General features: G+C 72.5%; 4 protein-coding genes. 2 read left to right on the top strand and 2 right to left on the bottom strand.

Annotated elements, in window-relative coordinates; genetic code table 11:
- Positions 1-23 precede the first annotated feature (23 nt).
- Positions 24-947, bottom strand: a complete 924-nt coding sequence (locus C1J00_RS38575; protein ID WP_102913547.1) for an NAD-dependent epimerase/dehydratase family protein — start codon at positions 945-947, stop codon at positions 24-26.
- Positions 944-2,161: a ScbA/BarX family gamma-butyrolactone biosynthesis protein gene (locus tag C1J00_RS38570; protein ID WP_281262793.1), complete on the bottom strand. Its 1,218-nt coding sequence runs from the start codon at positions 2,159-2,161 to the stop codon at positions 944-946. Before C1J00_RS38570 ends, C1J00_RS38575 begins: the two co-directional genes overlap by 4 nt.
- Positions 2,162-2,319: 158 nt before the next feature.
- On the opposite strand from C1J00_RS38570, the gene C1J00_RS38565 reads away from it, so the two are divergent.
- A complete protein-coding gene (locus C1J00_RS38565; RefSeq protein WP_102913546.1) occupies positions 2,320-3,024 on the top strand; it encodes a ScbR family autoregulator-binding transcription factor in 705 nt (234 codons plus the stop codon).
- A gap of 134 nt (positions 3,025-3,158) precedes the next feature.
- A partial coding sequence (locus tag C1J00_RS38560) for a DUF2252 domain-containing protein (protein WP_102913545.1) occupies positions 3,159-4,589 on the top strand: 1,431 nt, incomplete at its 3' end.

Below are 4,589 nucleotides of genomic sequence, written 5' to 3'. Positions count from 1 at the left end.
GGGGGAGGGGGAGAAGGAGGCGATCAGGAAACCCTCCGGCCGTCGAGGAACGCGCGGTACCAGGGCGCCGCGCGGGTGAACGCGGCCGCGAACCCCTCACCGGGCGAGCAGCCGAGGTCCTTCCAGAACGCGTCGTCCACGAACCAGTGGTCGACGGTGAGCATGCCGAGGTGGTGAAGGGCGAGCGGTGACCCGGCGGCCCGGTCGAGGGCGGTCACGACGTCCACGGCCGTACCGCCGCCGGGCTCCCCCAGCTCCCGGGAAACGGCGGCCAGCAGGTCCGCGACGGGCACCGGCTCGGGGTGGTTGACATGGTGCACACCGCCGCCGGACGCAGGGGAGAGCGCGGCGGCCACCACCGCACGTCCCAGGGTGTCGACGTCGATCATCGACTGGAGCGCCTCGCAGCCGGTCAGGGGGGCCGACAGTTCCTTCATCAACCACACCAGCCCGGGGATCACCCAGCGGTCGCCCTCGCCGTACACGAGGTGCGGGCGCAGCACCAGGCCGCCCGCGTCGAGGACGTGCCGTTCGGCGGCGGCCCTGGTGCGGCTGGTGGGTGACGCGGGCGCGATCGGCACCTCCCCGGGGCGTACGCCGCGGAAGGGGCCCCGGCCGTGGACGGCGGCCGTACTGACGTACACGATCCGGCGTACTCCGGCGCGCACGGCCTCCTCGACCAGGGCACGGGTGCCGTGGTCGTTGACCGCCTGGACGGTTTCGGCGTCGCCGCCGACCTGTGTGGCGCAGTGCACCAGGACGTCGGTGTCCGCGCAGGCCCCGCGCAGGGAGGGCGGGGCGCAGAGGTCGCCGTGGACGTACTCGGGGCCCTGCGGCGCGTGCCGGGACAACAGGCGTACGTGGACGTCCGGTTGCCGTCGTGCCGTGGCCGCGACCCGGCTGCCGACGAAGCCGCTCGCGCCCGTGACCAGAACCTTGACCGTCACGACAGGGACCGTACCCGCTCCGGCCGGGCGGCGGTCAGGCTGGCGGTGAAGACGGACGCGCCGTCCTGCCGCCCCGAGACCCGTACGGTCACCTCCCCGGGGCGCTCGTCGAAGACCTCGGTCTCGATCCGGCACGGACTGTGCAGCTCCGCGTAGTGGGCGAACTCGGCCGTCAGCGTGCCCGGCAGGAAGGGGCGCAAGCCGGACGCGGCGGTCGCGGCCTGGCGGGCCGCCTCGAACAGGACCATGCCGGGGACGTGGTCGTTGGGCCGCGGGAAGAGGACCGGGTGTCCGGTGTCGACGCGCAGGTTCCAGACGCCGGGGCGGTCGGCGGGGGCGAGGACGACGTCCTCGGCGCGGGACCGTCCCGCGGCTTGCGGGGCTATGCCCGCCAGGAGTGGAACCGGCGTGTCCAGGGCGTTCAGCCGCCCCGCCCGCAGGCGGCGATAGGCGCGCGGTGAGGTGCAGCCGGTGCTTCCCGTGCCGCGGGCGACGAACCGTCCGGCGCGGCGGAACTCCATCGTCGTCCGCATGCTGCGCAGTCCGCGGCCGCGGCGGCGGATCTCGGAGCACACGACGTCGAACTCGACCGGCTCGGAGGCCTCCGCCAGCAGCAGCGCGGTCGGGTCGACGCGCACCGTCAGGTCCCACATGACGAAGTGGGTGTCGGCCGGGGCGCCGAACTCGGCATGCGCCAGCACCATCGAGGCCTGCCGCAACGTTTCGCCCACGATCATCGGGTCCTGGTGCCGGTCGTCGACGGGGCCGAAGAAGGGGTGGGCTGCCGGCCACTGCGCGGTGAACCGGAAACGGGTGTCGGAGATTCGGGTCCACCGGGCGGGGAAGACGTCCGTCTCAGTGGTGCGATGGGCGAGTTGCCGGGTGACGGCGGTGGTGTGCGAGTGGGGGGCGGGGCGGCCGGTGACGGGATACGGCGGTACGGGTTTCTCGGAGGCGGTTGCTGAGGGCGCGGGTTTCTCGGAGGCGGTTGCTGTGGGGGCGGGTTTCTCGGAGGCAGTCGGTGACGCGGCGGGTTCCTCGGTGGCGGTCCCCGAGGGTGCGGGGTCGTCGGTGGCGGGACTCGGTGGTGCCGTCTCTCGGGGGACGGTGTGGTGTGGCGGATTCTCGACGGCCGCAGCGGTTCCGTTTGCCGGACGGCCCCCGCGTCCGGTCTGATCCTCCGTGAGTGCGCTTAAAGGCCCTGTCTGCGGCATGAGAACCCCCAGGATCGGCTGCCTGGCCGCGATCGACGCTTGACTAAGATACGGACGAGCCGGTTTTTTTCAAAGGGTGAGCCAAGCCGCTGGGACAGGTTCTCGCGCCCTCGCCACACAGCGACTTCACAGGGATCGACCAAGCTCAGGAGGCACCGATGGCGCGACAGGAGCGCGCGATCCGCACCCGGCGGACCATCCTGGAGGCGGCAGCGGCCGTCTTCGACGAACGCGGCTACACCTCGGCGACCATCGGCGAGATCCTGGACCGGGCAGGCGTCACCAAGGGCGCGCTGTACTTCCACTTCGGCTCCAAGGAGGAGCTGGCGGTAGGAGTGTTCGAGGAGCAGCTCGCGATCGCGCTCCCGCCGCAGTCCACCAAGCTCCAGGAACTAGTCGACTCCGGCCTGGTGATGGCACGTCGGCTGCGGTCCGAACCGCTGGTGCGGGCCAGCGTCGGGCTCGCCCTCGACCAAGGGGCCATGGACCTCGACCGCACCCCGGCCTTCCGGATGTGGATCGACCAGAACACGCAGTTGCTGACCGAGGCGAAGGCGCGGGGCGAGCTGCTGCAGCACGTCGACGTGGCGGAGACGGCGGAGCTGCTCGTCGGCAGCTTCTCCGGGGTGCAGCTGCTGTCCCAGCTGCGCTGCCAGCGGCAGGATCTGGAGCGCCGTGTCGTCGTACTGTTCGAGCACTTCCTGCCCAGCATCACCGTGCCAGCGGTGCTGGCCCGGCTCGACATCTCCGCGGACCGGGCCGATCGGTTGCTGGCGCAGGTGCGGATGGAGCAGGAAGCGGCCGTGGCCGTGGAGGCGGAGGCCTCGGTGCCCTCGGTGCCTTCGGTGCCCTCAGGGGCGTAGCGAGCCACCGCAGCGCGGGCCGGCACGGGTTGTCCACAGCTGTGGAGTTGTCCACAGGGTCTGACGCGTTTCGGCCGCCGGTTGTACGGTCGGCACGAGTTGATGTTCGTGCGCGTGCGGGGGAGGCGGTCGGGATGACCAGGGCTGGAGCTCAGGACGAGGACGGGGCCACGGCGAGGGACGGGGCGCCACGCCGGCTGCCCAAGGTGCGTGGCTTCGCCGAGTGGCCGGCCGAGGGCTCGCCCAAGGACGAGGGCAAGGCCCTGCGCAAGCGGATCCCGCGCAGCGCGCACGCCACGCTCGACCTGGACGCGTCCCGGCCCGACGCGGTGAGCGCCGTCGAGGAGTCCGGCCGCGGGCGGCTGCCCGATTTGGCCCCGATCCGGGTCGGCCGCATGACCGCCACCCCGTTCGCGTTCCTGCGCGGCTCGGCGGGCCTCATGGCGTACGACCTGGCGCGCACGCCCATGACCGGGATCCGGGCCCAGATCTGCGGCGACGCCCACGCGGCCAATTTCGGCCTGTACGGCGACGCGCGCGGCGGCCTGGTCATCGACCTGAACGACTTCGACGAAACGGTGCCCGGCCCCTGGGAGTGGGACCTCAAGCGTCTGGTGGCCTCCCTGGTGCTCGCGGGCCGGGTGGCGGGCGCCGACGAGGACCAGTGCCGCAAGGCGGCTTACGACGCGGCGGGCGCCTACCGCAGGACCATGCGGCTGTTGGCCAGACTCCCGGTGCTCGACGCGTGGAACGCCATCGCGGACGAGGAACTCGTCTCCCACACGGACGCCCATGATCTGCTCGGCACACTGGAGAGAGTCGCCGAGAAGGCCCGCCACAACACCAGCGGCCGCTTCGCGGCCAAATCGACCGAGACCACCGAAGACGGGGGACGCCGCTTCGTCGACGCCCCGCCGGTGCTGCGACGGGTTCCGGACGCGGAGGCCGCGGCCGTGGCGGCATCGCTGGAGGAGTACGTCGGCACCCTGCAGGAGGACCGCCTGCCGCTCCTCGCCCGGCACGCCGTGCAGGACGTGGCCTTCCGGGTCGTCGGCACGGGCAGTGTCGGTACCCGGTCCTACGTCGTGCTGCTCCTGGACCACCGGGGGGAGCCGCTGGTGCTCCAGGTGAAGGAGGCGCGGGCGTCGGCGCTGGTGCCGCATCTGGTGACCGCCGGTTTCGAGACGCCGGAGGCCGGTCACGAGGGGCGGCGGGTCGTGATGGGCCAGAAGCGGATGCAGGTCGTGAGCGACAACCTGCTGGGCTGGACGACGGTCGACGGCTTCCCCTTCCAGGTCCGCCAGTTCCGCAACCGCAAGGGCAGCGTCGATCCGGCCGCGCTGGCCGCCGACCAGATGGACGACTACGGCCGCATGACCGGCGCGCTCCTGGCCCGAGCGCACGCACACAGTGCCGATCCCCGGCTCATCGCCGGGTACTGCGGCAAGAACGAGGAGCTGGACGAGGCGATGGCGGACTTCGCCGTGGCCTACGCGGACCGGACCGAGGCGGATCACGCGGAGCTGGTGGCCGGGGTGCGGGCGGGGAAGGTCGCGGCGGAGGTG

The organism is Streptomyces cahuitamycinicus (genome assembly GCF_002891435.1).
GTDB lineage: Bacteria > Actinomycetota > Actinomycetes > Streptomycetales > Streptomycetaceae > Streptomyces > Streptomyces cahuitamycinicus.
This window is presented reverse-complemented; position numbering and strand designations above follow the sequence as displayed.

Coding starts and splice junctions, on each gene's coding strand:
- C1J00_RS38570 (WP_281262793.1), bottom strand. CDS start 2,161: ATGCCGCAGACAGGGCCTTTAAGCGCACTCACGGAGGATCAGACCGGA.
- C1J00_RS38565 (WP_102913546.1), top strand. CDS start 2,320: ATGGCGCGACAGGAGCGCGCGATCCGCACCCGGCGGACCATCCTGGAG.